Source organism: Mesorhizobium sp. DxT (assembly GCF_058448885.1).
The window spans coordinates 22,242-43,015 of sequence record NZ_JBZFLJ010000001.1; the positions used below are offsets into that span (position 1 = coordinate 22,242).

The 20,774-nt window shown below is 66.5% G+C and carries 17 protein-coding genes; 7 read left to right on the top strand and 10 right to left on the bottom strand.

Annotation, left to right across the window (positions count from 1 at the left end):
* Positions 1–20 precede the first annotated feature (20 nt).
* From ACVJNE_RS00075 to hutI, 5 genes are all read right to left on the bottom strand, one after another.
* Positions 21–1,250, bottom strand: coding sequence for an NAD(P)/FAD-dependent oxidoreductase (locus tag ACVJNE_RS00075; protein ID WP_499561884.1), 1,230 nt, complete (start codon positions 1,248–1,250; stop codon positions 21–23).
* A gap of 376 nt (positions 1,251–1,626) precedes the next feature.
* Positions 1,627–3,315 (bottom strand): urocanate hydratase, encoded by a 1,689-nt coding sequence (hutU, locus tag ACVJNE_RS00080; RefSeq protein WP_499561886.1) that lies wholly within the window; start codon positions 3,313–3,315, stop codon positions 1,627–1,629.
* Positions 3,316–3,330: 15 nt separating this feature from the next.
* On the bottom strand, positions 3,331–4,152 hold the full coding sequence (hutG, locus tag ACVJNE_RS00085; protein ID WP_499561888.1) for an N-formylglutamate deformylase: 822 nt from the start codon (positions 4,150–4,152) through the stop codon (positions 3,331–3,333).
* 205 nt (positions 4,153–4,357) lie between these two features.
* On the bottom strand, positions 4,358–5,902 hold the full coding sequence (gene hutH / locus ACVJNE_RS00090) for a histidine ammonia-lyase (protein ID WP_499561890.1): 1,545 nt from the start codon (positions 5,900–5,902) through the stop codon (positions 4,358–4,360).
* On the bottom strand, positions 5,899–7,104 hold the full coding sequence (gene hutI, locus ACVJNE_RS00095) for an imidazolonepropionase (RefSeq protein ID WP_499561892.1): 1,206 nt from the start codon (positions 7,102–7,104) through the stop codon (positions 5,899–5,901). Before hutI ends, hutH begins: the two co-directional genes overlap by 4 nt.
* Before the next feature lie 97 nt (positions 7,105–7,201).
* Between hutI and ACVJNE_RS00100 the strand changes: the two genes are divergently transcribed.
* From ACVJNE_RS00100 to ACVJNE_RS00110, 3 genes are read left to right on the top strand one after another with little or no spacing between them, the layout of a single operon-like run.
* On the top strand, positions 7,202–8,557 hold the full coding sequence (locus ACVJNE_RS00100; protein WP_499561894.1) for a formimidoylglutamate deiminase: 1,356 nt from the start codon (positions 7,202–7,204) through the stop codon (positions 8,555–8,557).
* Entirely contained in the window at positions 8,554–9,267 is a 714-nt protein-coding gene (hutC, locus tag ACVJNE_RS00105) for a histidine utilization transcriptional repressor HutC (RefSeq protein WP_499561896.1), read from the top strand. The genes ACVJNE_RS00100 and hutC overlap by 4 nt, the downstream gene beginning before the upstream one ends.
* A gap of 60 nt (positions 9,268–9,327) precedes the next feature.
* Positions 9,328–10,746 (top strand): amidase, encoded by a 1,419-nt coding sequence (locus ACVJNE_RS00110; RefSeq protein WP_499561898.1) that lies wholly within the window; start codon positions 9,328–9,330, stop codon positions 10,744–10,746.
* A 20-nt stretch (positions 10,747–10,766) separates the two neighbouring features.
* Here the strand turns inward: ACVJNE_RS00110 and ACVJNE_RS00115 are convergent, their stop codons facing one another.
* From ACVJNE_RS00115 to ACVJNE_RS00130, 4 genes are read right to left on the bottom strand one after another with little or no spacing between them, the layout of a single operon-like run.
* Positions 10,767–11,291: a hypothetical protein gene (locus tag ACVJNE_RS00115; RefSeq protein WP_499561900.1), complete on the bottom strand. Its 525-nt coding sequence runs from the start codon at positions 11,289–11,291 to the stop codon at positions 10,767–10,769.
* Positions 11,284–13,995 (bottom strand): 2Fe-2S iron-sulfur cluster-binding protein, encoded by a 2,712-nt coding sequence (locus tag ACVJNE_RS00120; RefSeq protein ID WP_499561902.1) that lies wholly within the window; start codon positions 13,993–13,995, stop codon positions 11,284–11,286. The genes ACVJNE_RS00115 and ACVJNE_RS00120 overlap by 8 nt, the downstream gene beginning before the upstream one ends.
* Positions 13,992–14,258, bottom strand: a complete 267-nt coding sequence (locus ACVJNE_RS00125; RefSeq protein WP_173192338.1) for a sarcosine oxidase subunit delta — start codon at positions 14,256–14,258, stop codon at positions 13,992–13,994. The genes ACVJNE_RS00120 and ACVJNE_RS00125 overlap by 4 nt, the downstream gene beginning before the upstream one ends.
* A gap of 10 nt (positions 14,259–14,268) precedes the next feature.
* On the bottom strand, positions 14,269–15,522 hold the full coding sequence (locus ACVJNE_RS00130) for a sarcosine oxidase subunit beta family protein (protein WP_499561904.1): 1,254 nt from the start codon (positions 15,520–15,522) through the stop codon (positions 14,269–14,271).
* A 138-nt stretch (positions 15,523–15,660) separates the two neighbouring features.
* Between ACVJNE_RS00130 and ACVJNE_RS00135 the strand changes: the two genes are divergently transcribed.
* The 4 genes from ACVJNE_RS00135 to ACVJNE_RS00150 all read left to right on the top strand — a co-directional run bounded on the left by ACVJNE_RS00135 (position 15,661) and on the right by ACVJNE_RS00150 (position 19,587).
* A complete protein-coding gene (locus tag ACVJNE_RS00135) occupies positions 15,661–16,842 on the top strand; it encodes an amino acid aminotransferase (protein WP_499561906.1) in 1,182 nt (393 codons plus the stop codon).
* Positions 16,843–16,850: 8 nt separating this feature from the next.
* Entirely contained in the window at positions 16,851–18,137 is a 1,287-nt protein-coding gene (gene kynU, locus ACVJNE_RS00140) for a kynureninase (RefSeq protein ID WP_499561908.1), read from the top strand.
* Positions 18,138–18,183: 46 nt separating this feature from the next.
* The gene (locus ACVJNE_RS00145) at positions 18,184–18,948 is read left to right on the top strand and encodes an SDR family NAD(P)-dependent oxidoreductase (RefSeq protein ID WP_499561910.1); all 765 of its coding nucleotides are present in this window, start codon (positions 18,184–18,186) and stop codon (positions 18,946–18,948) included.
* 75 nt (positions 18,949–19,023) lie between these two features.
* Entirely contained in the window at positions 19,024–19,587 is a 564-nt protein-coding gene (locus ACVJNE_RS00150; protein ID WP_499561912.1) for an ATP-binding protein, read from the top strand.
* Here ACVJNE_RS00150 and ACVJNE_RS00155 read toward each other — a convergent pair.
* On the bottom strand, positions 19,584–20,564 hold the full coding sequence (locus ACVJNE_RS00155; protein ID WP_499563158.1) for an MBL fold metallo-hydrolase: 981 nt from the start codon (positions 20,562–20,564) through the stop codon (positions 19,584–19,586). The genes ACVJNE_RS00150 and ACVJNE_RS00155 overlap by 4 nt on opposite strands.
* Between the last annotated feature and the right edge of the window lie 210 nt (positions 20,565–20,774).

Sequence of the window (20,774 nt, forward strand, 5' to 3'; positions counted from 1 at the left end):
CTCACGGATTGGCTGTGCAGCTAAGTCGCCGCGGGCTTTGGCATCAGCGCCTTGAGGTCAGATGCCGGATCGGCGGCGACATCCTGCGGGATCGACAGCCGCGCCGCGAGCAGCCGCCGCGCCACCATGTGGTCGGCCGGGCTGTTGACGCTCTCCACCGCGATCAGCCTGCCTTCGCGATAGACGAAGACGGAAAACTTTCCGTTGGCCGGGTCGCCGCGCATGACGGTTTCGTCCATGCCCATCGCAAGGCCGGCGATCTGCAGCTTGGTCGCGCCCTGATGAGACCAGAACCACGGCAAGCTGTCGTAAGCGTGGTCGTTGCCGGTCAACCGCGCGGCCAAGCATTTGCCCTGGTCGACGGCATTCTGCACGGATTCCAGGCGGATCATGCCGATGCCATACGGGTTCGGGTGCGCCGCGCAGTCGCCGATCGCCGCAATGGCCGGGTCGGTGGTGAGCAGCCGATCGCTCACAACGACGCCATTGTCGGTCGCAAGCCCGGCCTCGGAGGCCAGTTCGGCGTTCGGTACCACACCGGCAGCCACGACCACCGCATCGGTATCCAGTGTGTCGCCGTCCGAAAGCATAACCTTGCGGCCGTCGATTTCGGTCGCCACCGTTCCGAGCCGCAGGCGCGTGCCCATCTGCTCGTGGATCGGCACGAAGCAGGCGCTCATCATCGGCGAAAGCACACGGCCCATCAGCCGGTCGGCCGCTTCGAGCACATCGACGGCGATGTCGCGCTGGCGCAGCAGCGCCGCGACCTCCAGCCCGATGAAGCCACCGCCGATGATGGTGGCGTGTTTAAGGTCATCGAGCCGGCCGGTCATGAGGCGCGCATGGGCTAGCGTGCGCAATTCCATCACGCTCGCCGGATCGAGCCCTTCGATGGGCGGAAAGCGGTTGCGCGCGCCCGTCGCCAGCACCAGATGGTCGTAGGGCAGCCGCTTGCCGCCTTCGAGCACCAGTTCTCGCGCGGAACGGTCAATGCTCTGTGCCCGCTCGCCGAGCCGCAGCTCGATATTATTCTGCCCGTAAAAGGCTTCGCCCTTCAGCGGAAGCGAGAAATCCTCGACGCTTTTGAGAAATTCCTTCGACAGCGGAGGCCGCTGGTACGGCAGGTCCGGTTCGTCGCCGATGACGATCACCGAACCCTGGAACCCGTTGTGCCGCAGCGCCGCAGCGCATTCCACGCCCGCCTGCCCGCTACCGACGATCACCACCCGCGACACTGTCTCTTCGCTCAAGAGCCGTCTCCTGCAATTGGACTGTGCTGGAGATAACAACGCGCCTGCCCGATGTCGACGGGCTGCGTCGTTTGAGCCGCGGTTTCTCTCTCCTGCGTCATCCCGGCCGACCGAGCTTGCGAGGGGTCGCGAAGCGACGGGACCCATTGGCCCGAAAATCGTCTGGCACTGCCCCGTGCAGCACGTGGCGCATGTCCGTACAGCCGCGAACACCCGCAAACCGGCCGTGCTGCTCAATGGGTCCCGGATAGCCTGCGCTACGCTTCGGCTTCCGGGATGACGATGGCGAGGGCAGCACTTCGTATCACGACAACGGCACATCCTCCCTCATCCTGAGGTGCTTCGCGAAGCGAAGCCTCGAAGGGCGCACTACCCCTCAGCCCAATATCCCCGGCAGATCGAGCTGATGCTCCCTGGCACAGTCGATTGCGATCTCGTAGCCGGCGTCCGCATGGCGCATGACGCCGGTGGCCGGGTCGTTCCACAACACGCGCTCGAGACGCTTCGCCGCTTCCGGCGTGCCGTCGCAGACGATCACCATGCCCGAATGCTGCGAGAAGCCCATGCCGACGCCGCCGCCATGGTGCAGCGACACCCATGTCGCCCCGCTTGCCGTGTTGAGGAGAGCATTGAGCAACGGCCAATCGGACACGGCGTCGGAACCATCCATCATCGCCTCCGTCTCGCGGTTGGGCGAGGCGACGGAGCCGGAATCGAGGTGGTCGCGGCCGATCACGACCGGCGCCTTCAGCTCACCGCTGGCCACCATCTCGTTGAACGCAAGGCCTGCCTTGTGGCGGTCGCCAAGCCCGATCCAGCAGATGCGCGCCGGCAGGCCCTGGAACGCGATGCGCTCCTGCGCCATGTCGAGCCAGCGATGCAGGTGCTCGTTTTCGGGGAACAGCTCCTTCATCTTCGCGTCGGTTCTGCGGATGTCCTCCGGGTCGCCGGAAAGCGCTGCCCAGCGGAACGGCCCGATGCCGCGGCAGAACAGCGGCCGGATATAGGCCGGCACGAAACCGGGGAAGGCGAAGGCGTTCTCCAGCCCCTCTTCCTTGGCGACCTGGCGGATGTTGTTGCCGTAATCGAGCGTCGGCACGCCGGCGTTCCAGAAATCGACCATGGCGGCAACGTGGGTTTTCATCGAGGCGCGCGCGGCCTTCTCGACCGCCTTGGGGTCGCGCTCGCGCTTGTCGCGCCATTCTGCAACCGTCCAGCCGACCGGCAAGTAGCCGTTGATAGGATCATGCGCCGACGTCTGGTCGGTGACGATGTCCGGGCGCGCGCCACCAGCCTTCATGCGCTTGACGAGTTCCGGGAAAACATCTGCGGCATTGCCGAGCAATCCGACCGACTTCGCCTCACCGGCCTTCGTCCAGCGCTCGATCTTCTCCAGCGCCTCGTCAAGCGTGGTGGCCTTCTCGTCTAGGTAACGTGTGCGGATGCGGAAATCGATGCGGGTCTCGTCGCATTCGACCGCCAGGCAGCACGCGCCGGCAAAGACCGCCGCCAGCGGCTGCGCGCCACCCATGCCGCCGAGCCCGCCGGTCAGGATCCACTTGCCCTTGAGGCTGCCGTCATAATGCTGGCGACCCGCCTCGGCGAAGGTCTCGTAGGTGCCCTGCACGATGCCCTGTGTGCCGATATAGATCCACGAGCCCGCCGTCATCTGGCCGTACATGGCAAGCCCCTTGCGGTCGAGCTCGTTGAAGTGCTCCCATGTCGCCCAATGCGGCACGAGGTTGGAATTGGCGATCAGCACCCGCGGCGCATCGGCATGGGTGCGGAACACGCCCACCGGCTTGCCGGACTGGACCAGCAAAGTCTGGTCGCCTTCGAGATCGCGCAGCGCGGCAACGATACGGTCGAAGTCCTGCCAGGTGCGCGCCGCCCGGCCAATGCCGCCATAGACCACCAGCTCGTTCGGGTTCTCGGCAACGTCCGGATCGAGATTGTTCATCAGCATGCGCAACGGCGCCTCGGTCAGCCAGCTTTTCGCCGTCAGTTCGATGCCGGTAGCGGCGCGGATGGTGCGGGTGTTGTCGAGGCGGGAGTGGAGCGTCATCATGTCCTCCAGGGTTCAGCGACGCGCCCAATCGAGCGCGGTTTCGAATATGCTGTGCAGCACCACGCGCAGCGGCGCGGCGAAATCGGGGTCGTAGGCAACCGGCCAGTTGGTCTCGTCAACGGGACCGACCGGCTCGCGCAGATACGCCCGACAGGCGAGTTCCATCTGCAGCGCATGCACACCCTCCTCGGGTCGGCCGTAGTGTCGTGTGATCCACCCGCCCCGGAAGCGGCCATTGACGACGAAGCTCTCGTCGCTGGCCTCCAGCAGCGTGGTCACCTTTGCTTCAAGGTGCGGATCGGCACTTGCCCCGCCATTGGTCCCGAGATTGAAAACCGGAAGCTCGCCCGGAAACAGGCGCGGGATCACGGAGCGGATGGAATGGCAGTCGTAGAGCACGACCCGGTCGTGGCTCGCGCGCAGACGTTCCAACTCGGCATGAAGTGCCTCGTGGTACGGGTCGAACCATGTCTCGCGCCGCCGCGCGATGGCCCCCTCGCGGGGCTCCAATCCGTCACTGTAGAGTGGATCGCCATCGAACGTCTCTGTCGGACACAGGCCGGTGGTCGCCTGTCCGGGATAGAGCGACACCCCCGACGGGTCGCGATTGACGTCGATCACCGTGCGCGAGATCGCGGTGCGCACCACCGTCGCGCCGAGCCCGGCCGCAAAATCGTAGAGCTTCTCGATCCACCAGTCGGTGTCGCGCCGGGCCAGCCAGGGTGAGACGATCTGGCCGTCCAGACCCGGCAGTTCCGTGCCGGTATGCGGGATCGAAACCAGCAGCGGTGCATCGCCACGCGTGACGGTTAGCCAAGGGATGGTCACAACCATACCTCCAAGGCTGTGGCTTTACGTTGCCCCCCTCTGTCCTGCCGGACATCTCCCCCACGGGTGGGGAGATCAGCCGTCGCGTTTGCCTTCGCTAACCTCCTGGGTTGCAAGATGGGCGGCCGGACTGAAGCTGCCGATCTCCCCCCGTGTGGGGGAGATGTCCGGCAGGACAGAGGGGGGCGCGACAGAGTGCCAGCGTTTGCGCTCACCACTCCACCCCCGGCAGATCGACCGCTCCCGCCGCCTCGGTCACTGCCCCCGACCGCACCAGCGCGTTGGCGGCCTCCATATCGGGGTGGAAATGGCGGTCGTCGTCGAGATGCGGCACGCTGGCCCGCAACAGCGCCCTCACCGCCTCCAGCGGCGCGCTCGATGCAAGCGGCGCATGGAAGTCGCATCCCTGCGCAGCCGCCAGTAGCTCGATGCCGACGACGGCCGTGGCGTTCTCCACCATGCCGATCAGGCGCCGTGCACCGTGCGCGGCCATGGAAACGTGGTCTTCCTGATTGGCCGATGTCGGGATGGAGTCGACGCTCGCCGGATAGGCCTTCTGCTTGTTCTCCGACACGAGCGCGGCGGCCGTCACCTGCGGGATCATGAAGCCGGAATTGAGCCCCGGCTTCGGCGTCAGGAAGGCCGGCATGCCCGAGAGCGCCGGATCGACCAACATCGCGATGCGCCGCTCGGCGAGCGAGCCGATCTCGCAGACCGCCAGCGCGATCATGTCGGCGGCAAATGCCACGGGCTCGGCGTGGAAGTTGCCGCCCGACAATGCCGTGTCGTCCTCAAATTCATCACCTGGGAAGATCAGCGGATTGTCGGTCACACCGTTGGCCTCCGTCTCAAGTGTATCGGCCGCCTTGCGTAGAACGTCGAGCGCCGCACCCATCACCTGTGGCTGACAGCGCAGGCAGTAAGGATCCTGCACGCGCTCGTCGCCGATGCGGTGCGATTCGCGGATCGCGCTGCCTTCCATCAACCGGCGCAGCGTCTCCGCCGTCTCGATCTGGCCGCGATGCTTGCGAAGCTGGTGAATACGCGGATCGAACGGCGCATCCGAGCCCTTCGCCGCGTCGGTCGACAACGCCCCGGTCACCAGCGCCGACCGGAAGAGCAGTTCCGCCTCGAACAGGCCAGCGAGCGCATAGGCAGTGGAGAACTGGGTGCCGTTCAGCAGCGCCAGCCCTTCCTTGGCGCCGAGCGTCACGGGCGCGAGACCGGCCGCGGCAAGGCCTTCGGCAGCCGGCATGCGGCGATCGTCGAAGAGCACCTCGCCAACGCCGATCATCACCGCCGTCATGTGAGCGAGCGGCGCGAGATCGCCAGACGCCCCGACCGAGCCCTGCGCCGGCACCACCGGCACGACGCCATGCTGCAGCATCGCTTCGAGGAGATCGACCGTCTCCTGCCGGACGCCCGACGCCCCCTGCGCAAGGCTCGCGAGTTTCAGCGCCATCATCAGCCGCGCCACGGATTGCGGCATTGGCTCGCCGGTGCCGGCCGCATGCGACAGCACGATGTTACGCTGCAGGGTTTCCAGATCGACGGCCGGAATGCGCACGCTGGCGAGCTTCCCGAACCCGGTATTGATGCCGTAGACCGGCTCGCCCCTGGCGACGATGCGCGCCACGGCCTCGGCGCTGGCCGCGATTTTCTGGTGGCACGATGGATCGAGCTTCGGCACCGCGCCGCGATAGATAGCGCGCCAGCCGGTGAGCGTGGCAGCGCCCGGTTTGAGCTGTCTGGTCATTTGCCCCTCCACACCCGCGCATGCAGCGGGTTGAAACCGATGCGGTAGACGAGCTCTGCCGGGCTCTCGACGTCCCAGATCGCGAGATCCGCCCATTTGCCTGGCTCCAGCGTGCCGGTCTCACCCAAGAGCCCGAGTGCCCGAGCCGCCTCGCGCGTCACACCGGCGATGCACTCGTCGACGGTAAGCCGGAACAGCGTCGCCGCCATGTTCATCGTAAGCAGCAGCGAGGTCAGCGGCGAGGTGCCGGGGTTGCAGTCGGTCGCCACCGCCATGCGCACACCATGGCGGCGGAAAAGCTCCACCGGCGGCCGTCGCTCCTCGCGGATGAAATAGAACGCCCCCGGCAGGAGCACGGCCACGGTGCCGGCCTCGGCCATCGCCCGCGCACCTGCTTCATCCGTATATTCGAGATGGTCTGCCGAAAGCGCACCGTAGCGGGCGGCAAGTGCGGCGCCATGCAGATTGGAAAGCTGGTCGGCGTGCAGTTTGACTTGCAGTCCGAGCGCGGCAGCGGCATCGAAGACGCGCGCAATCTGCTCGGGTGCAAACGCGATACCCTCGCAGAACCCATCAACCGCATCGGCAAGCCCGGCCTGCGCCACCGCCGGCAGCATCTCGCCGACAACCTTGTCGATATAGCTATCCTTGTCACCCTCCATCTCGGGCGGCAGAGCATGGGCACCAAGGAACGTCGTGCGCACCGAAACGCGACGCTCCTGCGCCAGCCGGCGCGCGGCCCGCAGCGACTTCGCCTCGTTCGCCGTATCGAGCCCGTAGCCCGACTTGATTTCGATGGTGGTGACGCCCTCCCCCAGCAGCGCGTCGAGCCGCGGCAGGGACTGGCGCACGAGCTCGTCTTCGTCGGCCGCGCGCAGCGCCCTCACCGAGGAAACGATGCCGCCGCCGGCCCGCGCCACCTCCTCGTAGGACGCGCCGGCAAGCCGCATCTCGAACTCGTTCGCCCGGCTGCCAGCATGCACCAGATGGGTGTGGCAATCGATAAGCCCCGGCGTCACCAGCCTACCGCCACAATCGATCGTCTCGACCGACCCGAGCCCGGCAGGCAGTTCGGCCTCCAGTCCTGCAAAGACGATGCGGCCGTCGCGCACGGCCACCGCCCCGCGCTCGATGACACCCCCGCCACCATCGGCCTTGGCCATCGTTGCGAGCTTGGCGTTGCGCCAGACCTTCACCGACATCGTTCCTCCTTCGACAGGCAGAGGGGCATTTCCGCCTTTCATTCCTCACCAATATGTATATACATAATGAAAAGCGACGCAAGCGGAGTCTTGGGCCATGACGGTGATCTTTGCGGAACAGGCGCTCACACCCGGCGGCTGGCTCGAAAACGTCAGCATGACGGTCGCCAACGGCCGCATAGGCCGGATCGAAGCGGACTCTTCACCTGCCGACGCCGACGAGCGCTGCACGGTTCTGCTGCCGACGGCCGCCAATCTCCACAGCCACGCCTTCCAGCGCGCGATGGCGGGCATGGCCGAACATCGCGGCCCCACCGCCGATACCTTCTGGACCTGGCGCGAGGTGATGTACCGCCACGCGCTGACGATGACTCCCGACCATGTCGAGGCGACCGCGCTTATGCTCTATGTCGAGATGCTGGAGGCAGGCTTCGGCCGCGTCGGCGAATTCCACTACCTCCATCATGCGCCGGACGGTCGCCCCTATGACGACGAGGCCGAGATGGCGGGCCGCATCGCTGCGGCCGCGCAGGCAAGCGGCATCGGCCTGACGCTACTGCCCGTCTTTTACGCGCATTCGACCTTCGGCGGCGCCGAGCCGACGTCGGGCCAGCGCCGTTTCATCAACGATGTCGATGGCTTCGCGCGCCTGCTTGAATCATCCCGCAAGGTCGTTGAATCACTACCTGAGGCTAACGTCGGCGTCGCACCGCATTCGCTGCGCGCCGTCACGCCCGACGAACTTGCGGCGGTGGTGCCGCTTGCAGCCGGCGGCCCCGTGCACATCCACGTCGCCGAGCAGGTCAAGGAGGTCGAGGACTGTCTTGCCTGGTCCGGCGCCCGCCCCGTCGAGTGGCTGCTGGCCAACGCACCCGTTGACCGCAACTGGTGCCTGATCCATGCCACCCACATGACCGACAGCGAAACAATCGCGGCCGCGCGCACCGGTGCCGTGGCAGGGCTTTGCCCGGTCACCGAAGCCAATCTCGGCGACGGCATCTTTTCCGGCCCCCTGTTTGCCGAACATGACGGCCATTGGGGCGTCGGCTCCGACTCCAACGTGCTGATCGGCCTCGCCGACGAACTGCGCCAGTTCGAATATGCCCAGCGGCTCGGCAACCGCGCCCGCAATGTCATGGCAGGCGGCCCCGGCTCGACCGGCCGCGCCCTTTTCGATGCCGCGCATCGCGGCGGCGCCCAGGCGCTCGGCGCAGCGGACGCTGGCATCGCCGTCGGCGCACCGGCCGATTTCATGGCGCTCGACACCACGCACCCCACCTGCGAGGGCAAGGCGGGCGACGCGCTGCTCGACGCCTTCATCTTTGCCGGCGCAGGCCGGCCGGACCGCGTCTGGATCGGCGGCCGCAAGCTGGTCGAAAACGGCCATCACCGTCTGCGCGACGAAGCCGAACGCCGCTTCCGCAAGGCCCTGCGCGAATTGTCGGAAGCATGACCGCCCCCTCCTCACTCCACCAGCGCATCCTGGCCGACATCGGCCAGAAGATCATCTCCGGCGAATGGCCGCCCGGCCATCGCATTCCCTTCGAGCATGAGCTGACCGAGCAATACGGCTGCTCGCGCATGACCGTGAACAAGGCGCTGACTCAGCTCGCCAAATCTGGACTCATCGAGCGCCGCAAGCGCTCCGGCAGCTTCGTGGCCCGTCCGCGCTCGCAGGCAGCGGTGCTGGAAATCCACGACATACGCACGGAGGTCGAAGCGCTCGGCCTGCCCTACCGCTATTCGCTTTCGTCGCTCACGCAGCGTCTCGCCGAAACGCCGGAAGACGCTACAGCGGGCTTTTCCAATGCGGTCCCGCTTCTCGACATCGCCTGCCGGCATTTCGCAGGCGAGGCACCCTTCTGTCTGGAAGAACGCCTGATCAGCCTCGAAGCTGTGCCGGAGGCGGCGGACCAGAGCTTTGCGGACACTGCGCCCGGCGCGTGGCTCATTAGCCACGTCCCATGGAGCACGGCGGAACACACCATCCGCGCGGTCGCGGCCGACCGCGCCACGGCGCGCCTGCTGGACGTTCCGCCAAACACGGCCTGCCTCGTCGTCGAGCGCCGCACCTGGTCGGGCGGCCTGCCGGTCACGCGGGTGCGGCTGACATATCCGGGCACAAGCCATGCCGTCGTGGCCCGCTTCACACCGGAGGGCTGAACCGTTGCTTTTGCCGCGCCCGGCAGCCATGCTGCCGCAAGCAAAGCTTCAGGAGATACCATGACATCGTCGCTCATCGGCCAGTCGGCCTGCACCATCGTCGACCGGCTGAAAAGCGAAGACGTTTCTCCACTTGATCTGCTGGACGCGCTGGAGGAACGCATCGCCGCGGTCGATCCGGCCGTCAACGCCCTGCCGACGCTGTGCTTTGATCGCGCCCGCCATCGCGCCTCACGGCTGATGAAGCAGCCCGTCGAGAAGCGCGGGCGGCTCGCCGGCCTGCCGGTGCCGATCAAGGACCTGACCGAGGTCGAGGGCGTACGTACCACCTGGGGCTCGCCGATCTACGCCGATTTTGTGCCCGAGCGCTCCGACATCCTGGTTGAGACGGTCGAGGCCGAAGGCGGGCTCATCTACGCGAAATCGGCCACACCCGAGTTCGGGGCCGGCGCCAACACCTTCAACGAGGTGTTCGGCATGACGCGCAATCCCTGGAATACCAGCTGCTCGGCGGCGGGTTCCAGCGGCGGGGCGGCGGTCTCGCTCGCTACCGGCATGGCCTGGGTGGCGCATGGCTCCGATCTTGGCGGCTCGCTGCGCAATCCGGCGAGCTTCTGCGGCATCGTCGGCCTGCGCCCGAGCCCCGGCCGCGTCGCGGCCACGCCTGGCACCATCGCCGACAATATCCTCTCGGTCGAAGGCCCGATGGCCCGCACGGTCGAGGATGTCGCCCTGATGCTCGACGCGATGACCGGCGAAAACCCGCTCGACCCCGTTTCGCTGCCGCGGGACGGTACGTCCTATCTGCAAGCCGCGCGCTCCGGAATGCCGATCAAAAAGGTCGCCTTCAGCGCGGACCTCGGCGTGACGCCAGTCGATCCCGAAGTCGCCGAGATTTGCCGCCGCGCGGCCTACCGCTTCCGCGAGCTCGGCGTCGAGGTCGAGGACGCGCACCCCGATCTTTCAAACGCACACAACGCCTTCCAGACGTTGCGGGCGAGAGGCTTCGCGGCGGCACATTCACGGAAGCTGAAGGACCATCCCGATCTTCTCAAGCCGGAAACGGTCTGGAACATCGAGAAGGGCCTGCGCCTGACGATGGCCGAAATCATCGAGGCCGAGACGCAACGCACCGAGATGATCGCCAACGCGGTGGCGTTCCTGACCGACTACGACCTGCTGATGACGCCAGCGACGATTGTCGCGCCCTACCCGGTCGAACAGCGCTATGTGGCCGAATGCGCCGGCGTGACCTTCGAGACCTATATCGACTGGCTGGCGATCGCCTTCGCGGTCACGCTGACGACTGCGCCGGCGCTGTCGCTGCCCTGCGGCTTCACCAGCGAAGGCTTGCCGGTCGGCCTGCAGATCGTGGCGATACCGCGCGGCGAGGCAAAACTGCTCTCAGGCGCGCGGCAGCTCGAAAAGCTGCTCGACCTCAACACGGTTTCGCCGATCGATGCGCGGCCGGGAAGCTGAGGAACGATCATGCGTCCTTCTCAGCGCCGCTTTTCGAGCCACGCCCAGAGATAGGCCGCGAGCGGCGCCTCGACATGCAGCCGTGCCGTCTCCGGCCCGGTCCGGTAGAGAAAGACCGTGGCACCCGCGAAAAGCACGGCCGCCGAACGGCTGCCTTCCTCGAAGTCTGCAGAGGTGCCCTCGGCCACGATCTCGCGCAGCGCGACCCCGGTTATTTCGAGGATCGCATAGGCGTCGTCGCAGGGGGTGGCGACGTAACCGGTCCGCCAACCGGGCGCGGCAGCAAGCGGATCGGGCGAGACCAGAAGCGCGCGGTCGCGCCCGATCCGCAAGGCAAAAGGCTCCGCCTGGGCCACTGACCAGAGGCCGATTTCCGGCACGCCGGGCATCAATTCGGCAAAAGCGGCGCCAAGGTCGCCTGAAACAAGCGTCTGCCCGAAATCGAGCATACGCCTGACCGAATAGCCGTCTCCTTCGATCTGGGCGGTTCTCCAGTCCGGCACCGGGTTCCAGAACAACCCGCGGTCGCGCATCGTCTCAGGCATCGATCCGGCTCCCTTCGCGGTCGAAGAAGCAAGGCTGCGCGATGACCGCGCGTCTTGCTTTGCCCAGATGGAACAGGCTCACCTCTTCGCCCATGCGCGACATGCCCCGCTCGACCAGCCCCAGCGCGATCGGGCCTCTGATGGCCGGGCTCTCGTAGCTCGAGGTGACGTAGCCGGCCGAGCGCCGCATGCCGCCGGTTTCGTCCAGCACATGCGCGCCGGTCGGCAAAGCCGGCCCGCCATCCGCCACCGCGAGCCCGACAAACTGCTGCCGGTTGTCGCGCAAGGCGTTCTCGGTGAACAGCGAGCGCTTGCCGACATATTCGCCCTGCCGCTTGTCGCGCGGGCCGGTGATGCCCAGATCATGCGGCATCGACGTGCCGTCCGTATCCTTTCCGGCGATGATGAAGCCCTTTTCGGCGCGCAGCAGCAGCAGTGCTTCGGAGCCCATGAGCACGGCGTCGAGCGCCCTGCCCGCTTCGTTCATCGCAGCCCAAAGTGCTGGCGCCTTCGATGCCGGCACCGAGATTTCGTAGGAGCGGTCGCCGGTGAAGCTGACCCGCGCCACGCGCGCCGCGTCCCCTTCGAACGAGCCTTGCGCAGCAGCCATATGCGGCAGCGCCGCGTCGTCCAGGTCCACACCGAGCGACAGCGCCGCAACCAGCGCCTTTGCGCGCGGACCCGTCGCGGTCAGCGTCGCCCAGTGCGCAGTGAGATTGTGCACGAACACCGCCGCCGGATCGAACCGGTCCTGCCGCCATTCTTCCAGCCGCGCAACGACGCCGGCCACATGGCCCGACGAGCAGGAGACGACGTAATGGTCGTCCGCGAGCTTCACCGTCACGCCATCGTCGTAGATAACGCCCCCTTCGGTGAGCATGAAGCCGTAGCGGATGCGGCCGGGCTTCAGTGTCGAGATGGTGTTGTAGGAATTGTAGTCGACGATCGCGCCCGCCTGCGGACCGAAAACCTCGATCTTGCCGAGCGGCGAGCCGTCGAAGATGGCGACCGTCTCGCGCGCCTGGCGCGCTTCGCGCCGTATCTCGTCATCGGCCGCGCCGCCACCATAGAAGGCAGGCCGCAGCCAGCCGCCATACTCACGGAAAACCCCGCCCGCCGTGCGATGCTGCGGTTCCAGCGCCAGCCGTCGCACCGGGTTGAACAGTTGCCCGCGCCGCCGGCCGGCCACCACCGTGAACGGCACCGGCACGAAGGGCGGCCGGTAGGTGGTCGTTCCCGTCTGCTCGATGGTGCGGCCGGTGACCGCGGCCATTGCCGCAAGACCGTTCATGTTGGAGGTCTTGCCCTGGTCGGTCGCCATGCCCAGCGTCGTGTAGCGTTTCAGGTGCTCCACCGAGCGGAAGTTTTCGCGCGCAGCGAGTTCGACGTCCTTCAGCGTCACGTCGTTCTGGAAGTCGATCCACTGGCGGCCCTTTGCGCCGGGGTTCGGCCATGCCGGGGCGATCGCATAGTCGCCGAAATCGCCCGCCGCCGCGCCCGCAAGCGATATACCGTCGACAGGCGCGCCCGGCACGAAGGCGGCGATGGCTTCATCATAGCGCAGCTTTCCCTTCGCCTGGCAGAACAGATGCACCGTCGGCGTGTAACCGCCTGAAGCCAGCAGGCAGTCGGCCTCGATGCGCTTTCCCGAGATCGTGACGGCCTCGACGCCTTTCGGGCCATGAACAGCGTCGACGCTGGCGCCCTCCCGCAGGTCGGCGACCGTCACCGCAGCGCCGGCTTCCCGCAGCGCATCCGCCACCCCCAGCGCACGCGAATTGTTGGCGGCAAGCACGATGCGCTCGCCCACCAGCACGCCGTGGCGGCGCAGATAATAAAGCGCGGCTTCCGCCGACATGACACCTGGCCGGTCATTATCGGCAAAGACCAGCGGCCGCTCGATCGCGCCAGTCGCGAGCACAATCCGCTTCGGTCTGATGCGCCAATGCCGGTCGGGCACTCCGTCCCGACGCTCCCAGCAGCAGACGAGATTGTGGTCATAGATTCCGTAGGCAGTCGTCCGCGATAAAATCCGCGCGCCGGCCTGCTCGACATCACCGGCAAGCACGGCAGCCCGCTCTGCCCCGTCGGCCTCGCGATGGAGCATTGTTCCGCCGGGCTCGAAACGATCGTCGACGAGGATCACGCTGCCGCCTGCACGTGCCGCGTCGCGGGCCGCGATGAGCCCCGAACGGCCGGCGCCGACGACAAGCACGTCGCAGCGCGCGTTCATCGCCGGGCTGTCGGCCGGCGGCTCGTGCGCGGGATCGAGCCGCCCCAGCCCGGCCATGGCGCGGATGCGCGGCTCGAAGCGGTGCCAGTCCGGCCACAGGAAGGTCTTGTAGTAGAAACCGGCCGGCAGGAAGGGCGACAGCCTGTCGAGCAGGCCGAGCCGGTCGCCCTCGGCCGTCGGCCTTGCATTGACGGAGCGCAGGTCCATGCCCGCTTCGAGACGCTGCGTCGTCGCGCGGATGTTCGGCCACGTCTTGCCGTGGATGGTCACGTCGAGGATCGCGTTCGGCTCTTCGCTCCACGCGCCATGGATGCCGCGCGGCCGATGATATTTGAACGAGCGGCCGACAACGCGCACGCCATTGGCCAGCAATGCCGAGGCGAGCGTATCGCCCTCCCGCCCCTCATAGGCTCTGCCGTCGAAGGTGAACGCCAGCGGCGCGCCGCTGACCCGGATGCGTCGCGCGCTCATGCCTCCGGCCTCCGCAGCGAGTGCGACCCCGACACCGCATGACTCACCGTGTCGCGTTCCATCAGGAAGAACTCGCCGCAGGTCGCGTGTAACCAAACCTCCCGTGTCGCGCCCTTCGGGTTGTGGTCGAAATGAAGGTAGCGCGCCCAGGCATCTGCCGAGACCTCGGCCGCCGGCTCGGGGCGCGTCTTGCCGGCCTCGGCGCAGAATGTGAACTCGGTCTCGTCGCGCTCGCCGCAGAAGGGGCAAGAAAAGAGTTGCATGATCCGCCCCCTAATGCGCGATGCCGGAACCGGCCGCTTCATCGACGAGGCGGCCGGTCGCGAAACGGTCGAGGTCGAAGGGACGGCTGATCTCGTGGTGTTCGCCGGTGGCGATCAGATGCGCGGTCAGCCAGCCACCCGCCGGGATCGCCTTGAATCCGCCCGTCCCCCAGCCTCCGTTCAGGTAGAGCCCAGACACCGGCGATGGCCCGATGATCGGCGAGGAATCCGGCACCACGTCGACCACGCCTGCCCACTGCCGCAGCATCTTGAGCTGGCCGAAGGCGGGAAACATCTCCAGCATGCCGGAGACGACCGTCTGCTGCATCGGCGGATTGCCGCGCTGCGCATAGGACGGCACGCGGTCGAGCCCGCCACCCAGGACGATCTCGCCCTTGTCAGACTGGAAAAGATAGGTGCCGGTGCCGGGATAAAGCACCACCGTGTCGAGGCAGGGTTTCACCGGTTCCGACACCATCGCCTGCAGAGAGTAGGAGCGGACGGGAAGCTGGAAGCCCGCCTTCGCCGCAAGCACGCTCGAATGACCGGCAACGCAGAGCGCCACTGCATCGGTGCGGATTGTCCCAAGCGACGTCTCGACGCCAACGCATCGGCCACCCTCGATGACGAAGCCGGCCACCTCGCAGTTCTGGACAATGTCGACGCCAAACCCGTCGGCGGCGCGCGCATAGCCCCAGGCAACGGCATCGTGGCGCGCGACGCCTGCCCGCCCCTGCCATGTTCCGCCGAAGATCGGATAGCGCGCTTCGTCGCTCGTGTTGAGAAGCGGTGCCTTGCCCAGCACGCCGTCGCGGTCGAGCAGTTCGGCATCGGTGCCGTTGATCTGCATCGCATTGACGAGCCGCGCCGCCATCTCCATCTCGGCCGGCGAACTGGCGACTGTGACAACGCCGCGCTGTGACAGCATAACGTTGTAGTTGAGTTCCCGCGAAAGCCCCTCATAGAGCTTGAGCGAGAAATCGTAGAGCGCCACGCTTTCGGGATAGAAATAGTTGGAGCGGATGGTCGCGGTGTTGCGGCCGGTATTGCCGCCACCCAGCCAGCCTTTCTCCAGCACGGCGACATTGGTGATGCCGTGGTTCTTGGCAAGGTAATAAGCGGTAGCCAGCCCCTGCCCGCCGCCGCCGATGATGACGGCGTCGTAGCGTGGCTTCGGTTGCGGCGAGCGCCAGGCCGGCTGCCAGCCGCTATGGCCGCGAAGGCCTTCGCGCAACAACCCGAACGCGGAATAATGTCTGGTCACATGTCCCCTCTCGCTGGCGACATCGCGCCGACTGCGATCTAAGGCCGCGCCGAGCGCTGGCACAACCATGGATGCGACCAAATCTGTTGCGCGACCGAACGATTTAGGGCTTTGTGGCGCCGTTCTTCGGAGGGCCCCATGTTCGAGACGCTTCAACCCGCCGCACCCGACGGCATCCTCATGCTCATGTCGCTCTATCGCGACGATCCGCGCACCGACAAGCTCGACCTCGGTGTCGGCGTCTACAAGGACGTCGACGGCAAGACCCCGGTCATGCGCGCGGTCCGCGAGGCCGAGCGACGGCTCCACAAGACGCAGGCCAGCAAGAGCTATCTCGGGCTTGCCGGTGACGTCGTGTTCAACGAGCTGATGATCGGCCTTGTTTTCGGCGACAAGGCGGAACGCCCTCGCTTGCGCGCGGCGCAGACACCAGGCGGCACCGGCGCGCTGCGGCTGCTGGCCGACCTGATCGCGGCTTCGCGCCCCGATACCACCGTGTGGGTGCCGGACCCGACCTGGCCCAACCACATGCCGATCCTGCGCGCCGCGGGCTTGACCGCGCGCACCTACCCCTATTTCGACAGCACGACCGGCAGCGTACGTTTCGACGCGATGATCGAGGTGCTCAAGGGCGCGGCGCCCGGCGACGTGGTGCTGCTGCACGGCTGCTGCCACAACCCCACCGGTGCCGACCTGTCGACGACGCAGTGGGAGGCGGTGGCCGCCCTGCTCACCGAACGCGGCCTGACGCCTTTCGTCGACATCGCCTATCAGGGGTTCGGCGACGGACTGGAAACGGATGCCGCCGGCCTGCGCATTCTCGCAGCCCACGTGCCGGAGCTCCTCGCCGCCGCAAGCTGCTCCAAGAACTTCTCCGTCTATCGCGACCGGGCCGGCGCGGCGCTGCTGCTCGGCCGCAATGCCGCCGAGGCGGACACCGCCTATGGCCAGTTGCTCGGCCTTGCGCGCGGCATCTGGTCGATGCCGCCGGACCACGCAGCTGCATGCGTGCGCATTGTGCTCGAAGACGACGACCTGCGCGCCGACTGGAAGGCGGAGCTGGAAGCCGTGCGCCTGCGCATGCTGAGCCTGCGTGAAGGCTTTGCCGAGGCGCTGCGCCGCCAGTCCAATTCCGATCGCTTCGATTTCATCGCCCGCCAGCGCGGCATGTTCTCGAGGCTTGGCCTCACCGGCGAGCAGGTGTCCCGGCTACGCGCCGAGCACGGCGTGTACATCGTCGGCGACAGCCGCTTCAACGTCGCCGGCCTGCCCGGCGACCGGCTCGACGCGCTAGCCACGAAGGTCGTTTCGGTACTGTAGGAGGCGTAATGTCCACCACCATAGACAGGGTCAAGGCCGCCCGCGAAGCAGCCTCCGCCGGGCTCGACAGGGCCCGCGACATGGACCGGCAGGATGCGCTGGCCCCGATACGCGGTCTCTTTGCCCTGCCTGCCGGCGAGATCTATCTCGACGGCAATTCGCTGGGCGCGATGCCGGCCTCCGTCGGCCCGGCCATGGCCGAGGCCCTTTCGGAAGGCTGGGCGAAGGACCTGATCCGGAGCTGGAATGGCCGCAACTGGCACATGCTGCCGGTTACGGTCGGCGACCGGCTGGCGCCTCTGATGGGCGCGAAGCCCGGCGAGGTGCTGGCCGCCGACTCCACTTCGGTCAATCTCTACAAGGTTTTCTGCGCGGCGATGCGCATGCGTCCGGATCGCAACGGCGTCATCTCCGAGCGCAACAATTTTCCGACCGACGTCCATATCCTCCAGGGCGCGATCGCCAACGTGTTCCCGCAAGCGCAGATGGCGCTCGCCGACGATGACGACGAATCCGTGCTTGCGCTGCTCGGGCCGGACACGGCGGTCGTGTGCCTGAGCCAGGTCAACTACCGCACCGGCCGCCTGCGCGACATGGCGCGCGTCACCAGGGCCATCCACGAAGCCGGCGCGCTGGTCATCTGGGATCTGTGCCATTCGCTTGGCGCGCTGCCGGTCGACCTCAACGGCTGCAACGCCGACTTCGCCGTCGGCTGTTCCTACAAATACATGAACGGCGGCCCCGGCGCGCCGGCATGGTTGTTCGTCGCCTCCCGCCATCTGGCCAGTGCCGGCAATCCGCTGACGGGATGGCAGGGTCATGCCGCGCCCTTCGCCTTCGAGGTCGACTTCGCACCGTCGGCAACGATCGAGAAGTTCCGGGTCGGCACGCCGCCCGTTCTGTCCTACCTGCCCTTGCTTGAAAGCCTCGCTGTCTTCGAGCGCACCGACATGGAATCCTTGCGCGCCAAGTCGCTGAAACTCACCGGCTATTTCATGGAGCTGGCCGACGAGAAACTTGCCAGGCACGGCCTCAAGGTCATCACACCCAGGAACGAGGCCGAGCGGGGCAGCCAGGTCGCGCTTACCCATGAACACGGCTGGCCGATCATGCAGGCGCTGATCACCTGCGGCGTCGTCGGGGACTTCCGCGCCCCCAATATCCTTCGCTTCGGCTTCACCCCGCTCTATGTCGGCTTCGAGGATGTATGGGGCGCCGCCGCAACCCTCGAAGCGATCATGGAAAGCGGCCTCTGGCGCGAATCCCGCTTCGCCGAACGCAAGCTGGTGACGTGAGACCGCCGCATGCGGTAGCCGGCGCGCCGAAATGAAAGGGAATGCCATGATGCCATCTGTCAGACACCCCGACCTCGAAGGCAGGTCCGTACTGATCACCGGCGGTGGCTCGGGAATAGGTGCGGCACTGACTGAAGGCTTCGCGCGGCAGGGCTGCAAGGTGGCCTTCATCGACATCGCGCGCGAGGCCTCAGCGACGCTGGCTGCGCGCCTGCGGGATGCCGGGCTGAGCGCGCTCTTCCTGCAAGCGGACTTGCGCGACATCGACGCCTTGCGCCAGGCAGCCGCCGAAGCGGCGGAGGCGCACGGGCCCGTCACGGTGCTGGTCAACAATGCGGCATACGACCAGCGCCACGAGATCGCCGACGTCACCGTCGACTATTGGGATGATAATCAGGCCATCAACCTGCGGCCGCATTTCTTCACCGCTCAGGCCGTGGCGCCGGGCATGAAGGCCGCCGGCGGCGGCTCGATCATCAACTTCACCTCCACCTCCTTCATGATCAACCATCCCGACATGCCGTCCTACACGGCGGCGAAAGCGGGCATCATCGGGCTCACCAAGGGACTGGCCGGCAAGCTCGGCCCGGACCGCATCCGCGTCAATGCGATCGCGCCGGGCTGGGTGATGACGGAACGCCAGCGCGAACTATGGGTCACACCGGACGGGCTTTCCGCGCATGTCGAACGGCAATGCCTGAAAGAGGAGATGCAGCCAACAGACCTCGTCGGTCCTTGCCTGTTTCTGGCTTCGGACGCCTCGCGCATGATGACCGCCCAGACGCTTATCGTCGACGCCGGGCATCTGTAAGGGTGCGGCCAGGGCTTACGTGAATATCCGCTCCTCCGAACCATCCCTTCATTGCGCACGTCAGGTGACCGTCACATGCAGCTTCTGCTGATTACTGGACCTGCCGGCGTCGGCAAATCGACGCTTTGCTGGGAAATAAGCGCGCAACTCGCGACCGCAGAGATCGCGCATGCAGTTGTCGAGTCCGACGAGCTCGACAGGGTTTTCCCTCGGCCGAGCCGGGAAGACCTCGACAAGATCCGGCCCGGCACCATAGACATCAGCACAATCAACCTAGCCGCGGTCTGGTCGACCTACCGCGCGCTGGGGCAGACGCGCCTCATTATGTCAGGCGTCATGATGCATCTCGACTTCGACCGGCGATGGATTCTCGCCGCCATTCCCGACGCACAGATCACAGTTGTCCGGCTGTCGGCGACGGAGCCGGAGCCGGAGCTGCTGGCACGTATTGCACAACGCGAAACAGGCACAGGTGCGGAAGAGCAGGCGGAGCGCTCGCTCCGCCAGGCCAAGCGTATCGGCGCGGAGCACGCGGGGGACAAGATCGTCTTGCCCACCGACGGCAAAGGCCCTGCAGAACTTGCAAGGATCGTTCTGCAAAGGGTCGGCTGGCTGGCTATGGCCGAGACACGCCCCTAAAGCATCATCTGATAGCTCACAGGCACGAACCGATAGCCCTGGTCGAGAGGTTCGGCATAGCCGAGCGCCGGGAACGGCATGTGGTAGCCGAGGAACGGAACCCGGTCGGCCGCGATCATGTCGAACACGCGCCGGCGCGTCGCCGCCGCCTCCTCCTTGTCCATATCGAAACGCACGTGCCAGTCGGGACGCTGCAGCGAGGCCACGTAGTGGTTGGCCGTGTCGGCGGTCAGCACGAGCCGCTTGCCTTCGGATTCCAGGTTGAAGATCATGTGGCCCGGCGTGTGGCCGGTGGCCAGCATCGCGTTTATGCCCGGCACCACCTCGTCGCCATCGCCCAGGAAGGTCATCTTCTCCGCCAGCGGCACGACGTTGGCCTGCACTGCCCGCGCCGAGTTCTCGGTCGGCCCCGACAGGCGTTCGTCGGCTGTCCAGAAATCGTACTCAGCCTGTCCGGTCACGTAGCGTGCATTGGAAAATGTCGGGGCACCGTCTTCCATCACCCCGCCGATATGATCGCCGTGAAAGTGGGTGAGAACGACGACCGACACGTCATCGGCGCTATAGCCCGATGCCTCCAGCCTGGGACGGAGTTGCCCCATACCGCCTTCGCGCGCGGCTGCCCCCAGGCCTGTGTCGAAAAGCACCAGTTCGGACCCGGTATTGACCAGCGTCGGCGTGAAGCTGTTCACATATCGGCCCGCGGGCAGGAAATTTTCCTCCAGCAACGCAGCCATGGCCTCGGCATCCTGATCCTCGCCGAAGGTCGGATGCGGCCCATCGCCCGGCCGCAACCCGTCGAGGATCGCCGTCACCTCGAAGCCGCCGAGATTGAAACGATGGAAGCCGGCATTGCCCACGTCCGTCATCGGCGCCTGGGCATGCGCGGCCCGCACCATGATCTGCGGCGTTGCCAGAACCGCCGCCGTACCCGCTACGCTCATCTTGAGAACCGATCTGCGATCTGCCGTTGGCATCATCTTGCCACTCCCTCCGTTCAAATGTCGATGCTGCGAACATGGCAACCTCGGCGGCGGCGGCAAGGGCCTCACAGCAACGTGAGGTTTCGTGAGATGGTCGCCACCGCAACCGAACACGGAAAGAGATGATAAGATAGCCTTATGGATTGATGACGCCCGCACCCCTGTGCTAACCCGCCGTCATGTCCGACCATCCTGCGCCGTTGT

Coding starts and splice junctions, on each gene's coding strand:
- hutI (WP_499561892.1), bottom strand. CDS start 7,104: ATGTCGGTGAAGGTCTGGCGCAACGCCAAGCTCGCAACGATGGCCAAG.
- ACVJNE_RS00125 (WP_173192338.1), bottom strand. CDS start 14,258: ATGCAACTCTTTTCTTGCCCCTTCTGCGGCGAGCGCGACGAGACCGAG.
- ACVJNE_RS00150 (WP_499561912.1), top strand. CDS start 19,024: ATGCAGCTTCTGCTGATTACTGGACCTGCCGGCGTCGGCAAATCGACG.
- ACVJNE_RS00135 (WP_499561906.1), top strand. CDS start 15,661: ATGTTCGAGACGCTTCAACCCGCCGCACCCGACGGCATCCTCATGCTC.
- hutU (WP_499561886.1), bottom strand. CDS start 3,315: ATGACGCTCCACTCCCGCCTCGACAACACCCGCACCATCCGCGCCGCT.
- hutH (WP_499561890.1), bottom strand. CDS start 5,902: ATGACCAGACAGCTCAAACCGGGCGCTGCCACGCTCACCGGCTGGCGC.
- ACVJNE_RS00115 (WP_499561900.1), bottom strand. CDS start 11,291: ATGCCTGAGACGATGCGCGACCGCGGGTTGTTCTGGAACCCGGTGCCG.
- ACVJNE_RS00145 (WP_499561910.1), top strand. CDS start 18,184: ATGATGCCATCTGTCAGACACCCCGACCTCGAAGGCAGGTCCGTACTG.
- hutG (WP_499561888.1), bottom strand. CDS start 4,152: ATGGTTGTGACCATCCCTTGGCTAACCGTCACGCGTGGCGATGCACCG.
- kynU (WP_499561908.1), top strand. CDS start 16,851: ATGTCCACCACCATAGACAGGGTCAAGGCCGCCCGCGAAGCAGCCTCC.
- ACVJNE_RS00100 (WP_499561894.1), top strand. CDS start 7,202: ATGACGGTGATCTTTGCGGAACAGGCGCTCACACCCGGCGGCTGGCTC.
- ACVJNE_RS00155 (WP_499563158.1), bottom strand. CDS start 20,564: ATGCCAACGGCAGATCGCAGATCGGTTCTCAAGATGAGCGTAGCGGGT.
- ACVJNE_RS00120 (WP_499561902.1), bottom strand. CDS start 13,995: ATGAGCGCGCGACGCATCCGGGTCAGCGGCGCGCCGCTGGCGTTCACC.
- ACVJNE_RS00110 (WP_499561898.1), top strand. CDS start 9,328: ATGACATCGTCGCTCATCGGCCAGTCGGCCTGCACCATCGTCGACCGG.
- hutC (WP_499561896.1), top strand. CDS start 8,554: ATGACCGCCCCCTCCTCACTCCACCAGCGCATCCTGGCCGACATCGGC.